We start from the raw sequence: 3,018 nt of genomic DNA, 5'->3' as shown, positions 1-3,018 counted from the left end.
CTACTAATACCTATTAAAATGAGTAAAAAAGTAGCAATAAAATAAAAAGAAATCTTAAATTTAGGAAAAGATTGAGATAAAATATAGGCTAATAAAAAGTATAATAATAAGTTACCAGAAGCGTGACCACTTGGAAAACTGTTGCCAAAAACATTTTCTACTAAACGGTTAAGAGGGCGAGGAATAGCAAAAAAAGGTTTAAGAATTTTATCAATTAAAATCAAAATAGATAAAGTAGATAAAGCCATAACTTGTGCTTCTTCCCAGTATTTTTTCCAGACTAAAAAACCTAAACTAAATAAGACAATAAATACGGCAACTTCTGCTTCTCCTACAAAATAAGAAGCCTTAGCAATATAAATAAACCAACTAGGTAAAGTGGTGTGAATCGTAGTTAATAAATTATCATCAAATGTCTTTAGTTTTCCCGTTACGACTAAATTACTTAAAATGATAAAAAAACAGAATGCTAAACTAAAAAAAAAGAGATTAATTTTATTGATGTAATGAAAAAAGTTTTTTGGCTTTAATAAATATTTAATTTTCATTTAAGGTTAATTAAAGGTGTTTTTTCTGCCAAAATCAATAATTATATATGATTAATTGTCAATCTTATATGCTAACATAAAACTTAAAATCATGCAGAATCACGAATTAACTATCAACTATTAACTATTACTTGATTATTACTGATTAGTTAGGGGTGAGATAAAAAATTGAAAAGAAACATTCCCAAGCTAAAACCAATAGATGCTAAAATGAAAGTAAGAAAGAATATTTGCCAACTTTTTAGTTTTAATTTTTGTAAATCTAAACGCAATAAAATATTAGTTGAAATAATTAGTAATAAATCAGCGAAGTAGTCAATAGAACAAAAAATAAAGACTAAAATAATTGACCAAAGAAAAATCGCTAGAAAAGCTTTTAAATCAGAATTAATACTCTTTTCAAAAAGGAAGGTAATTACTGATAAAGGTGAACTTAATATTAAAGAGACTAAAACGGTTACTGCTAATATTAACAACCTAATAATTAAGAGTAAAATATTCTCTTGAATTAATAAATGAATCGCTATACTTTCCTCATTAATTATATTAGCCCAACGTTCTACAATATTAGCAATAGCCCACCCTAAAACAGTATAAGTAGAAAGAAAAATACTCAGAGCGAATAAAATATTTGTATCTAGCCAAGAAGTTTCTTTTTTAATATTATTAAAGGAATTTTTACTTGGCATAGTAGTTGACAATTAGTACATAAAAATTAGCGATTAACAACTAATAAAATTTAAAAACTATCAAATAATCAACAATCAACAATCAACAATTAACTATATTTACCTTGAAAAATGAATTAAATTTAGGACATAAATTGAACCATATAATCAAAATAAGGAGCAGTTTCTTTCGCATCTTCTTGACTAAGTAAACCTAAAGATGCTTCTTTGAGGCAACGGATAGATTCCACCATCCCAGCTAAAGGTACTCCTAGAGAATTATACATTTCTTTAACCCCAATTAAACCAATTTTTTCAATGGGTTCTTTATCCCCTGATAAAACGCCATAAGTAACTAGACGTAAATACCAGCCAAAATCTCTTAAACACTGATTATACTGTTTTTGTCCAGCTGCATTACCACCAGATGCTCTAAAATCAGGACGCTTTCTAAATAACTCCCGACTGGCTTTTTCCACGATTTTTTTTTCATTTTCTGCCAAGGTTTCTGCAATTTTTAATCTTTGTAACCCTGAGTCTAAAAAAGACTTAATTCCTTGCAATTCGCCACTACTGGGGTAGCGTAATTCATCATCTGCTTTGAGAATAACTTGACTAACTATGCTCATTTTATTAACGAGGATTATTTATATGATTAGTTTAACGTGACATTAGCACTTATTTATTGCCTACAGTTTATCATAAAACCTGTTAATTTTTTAGAGATTAAAACCTAAATTATCAGACAAATGTTAACTCTATTTAAGGCAGGTATCTGAGGGTAAAAGGGAACAATTTTTGCCAAAAAATCATAAATCTTAACATTTAAAATAATTGCCATATCTCTCGACAAAATTCTTTTAGTTTGTCTCTAACTTCATCGTTGGGTAAACATCTACCTTCTAATTGCCAATTATCCACAGTAGAAAGTCGCCATACTTCACCAGTATGATTAAAACCAGCAGTTTCTATGCCTATCAAGCTATGTTTATTGTCAATGAAATCATTATGAAATCTAATTTGTACTAAAATACTTCTACTTTGAATTTTACGACTCCATCCAGGAAAATGAAACCCTATATCAATAGACTCAGGATCAACTAAATTAATAGTATCAGGATCATTGTTCCAAGGTTGAAGATCTGCTTTAGCATCAGGAAAATATTGTTTACACAAATTGACGATAGAAGCTATTTTGATGGAAATTTCTAATCCTTTTGCTTTTTAAGAGGCATTAATAAGATAAGTAATAAGTAATAAGTAACAGGTAATGGATAAGCGACAGACGCATCTAAGTTAACTGGTGAAGGTAGACAACGATCGATGCACAGGGCAAAATTTCCTCATTCTAAATTCCTCATTCTAAATTCAGTATTTATTTATTTCAAATTATTTAAACATAAGGCTTGTTGTTGCATTTTTTTGAAAATATTGTAAAAACCATTGGCACGAGAAGGGGTTAAACTTACTTGTAAACCTGTTTCTTCAATAAAATCAGGGGTTAAAGTAATAATTTCTATGGGTGTTAATCCATTTAAACCTTCTATCAAAAAAGCTACTAATCCTTTAACTAATTGTGCGTCAGAGTCACCTTGATAAAATATTTTATCTTGATCTAATTTTGAAGTAATATAAACCTGAGAAACGCATCCTAATACTTTATTTTCTTCAGTTTTTTCTTCTTCTGCCATCGGTGCTAACTTTTTTGCATACCATAACAATTGCTCATACTTTTGCTTGGGATTATCATGACGTTTGAATTTTTCTACTATTTTGTCAAAACTTTGTGGTCTAGTTAAAGA

5 protein-coding genes are annotated in these 3,018 nt (G+C 28.9%); all 5 read right to left on the bottom strand.

Going from position 1 to position 3,018, the window contains the following annotated elements:
* Positions 1 to 548 (bottom strand): phosphatase PAP2 family protein (locus FWJ34_RS18965; RefSeq protein WP_308256888.1); only part of this gene is annotated, 548 nt, incomplete at its 3' end.
* Between the two features lie 149 nt (positions 549 to 697).
* Positions 698 to 1,237 (bottom strand): hypothetical protein, encoded by a 540-nt coding sequence (locus FWJ34_RS18960; protein WP_308256887.1) that lies wholly within the window; start codon positions 1,235 to 1,237, stop codon positions 698 to 700.
* Between the two features lie 122 nt (positions 1,238 to 1,359).
* Positions 1,360 to 1,845, bottom strand: coding sequence for an allophycocyanin subunit alpha-B (locus FWJ34_RS18955; protein WP_308256886.1), 486 nt, complete (start codon positions 1,843 to 1,845; stop codon positions 1,360 to 1,362).
* 196 nt (positions 1,846 to 2,041) lie between these two features.
* Positions 2,042 to 2,392 carry a hypothetical protein gene (locus FWJ34_RS18950; RefSeq protein ID WP_396232095.1) on the bottom strand — a complete coding sequence of 117 codons (351 nt, stop codon included), beginning with the start codon at positions 2,390 to 2,392 and terminating at the stop codon, positions 2,042 to 2,044.
* A 203-nt stretch (positions 2,393 to 2,595) separates the two neighbouring features.
* Positions 2,596 to 3,018: SufE family protein (locus FWJ34_RS18945; RefSeq protein ID WP_308256885.1), on the bottom strand; the 423-nt coding region annotated here is incomplete at its 5' end.

The organism is Geminocystis sp. GBBB08, from assembly GCF_016743215.1.
Classification (GTDB): domain Bacteria; phylum Cyanobacteriota; class Cyanobacteriia; order Cyanobacteriales; family Cyanobacteriaceae; genus Geminocystis.
Note: the sequence above shows the minus strand (reverse complement) of the source record. Positions and strands in the feature narration are given on the sequence as shown.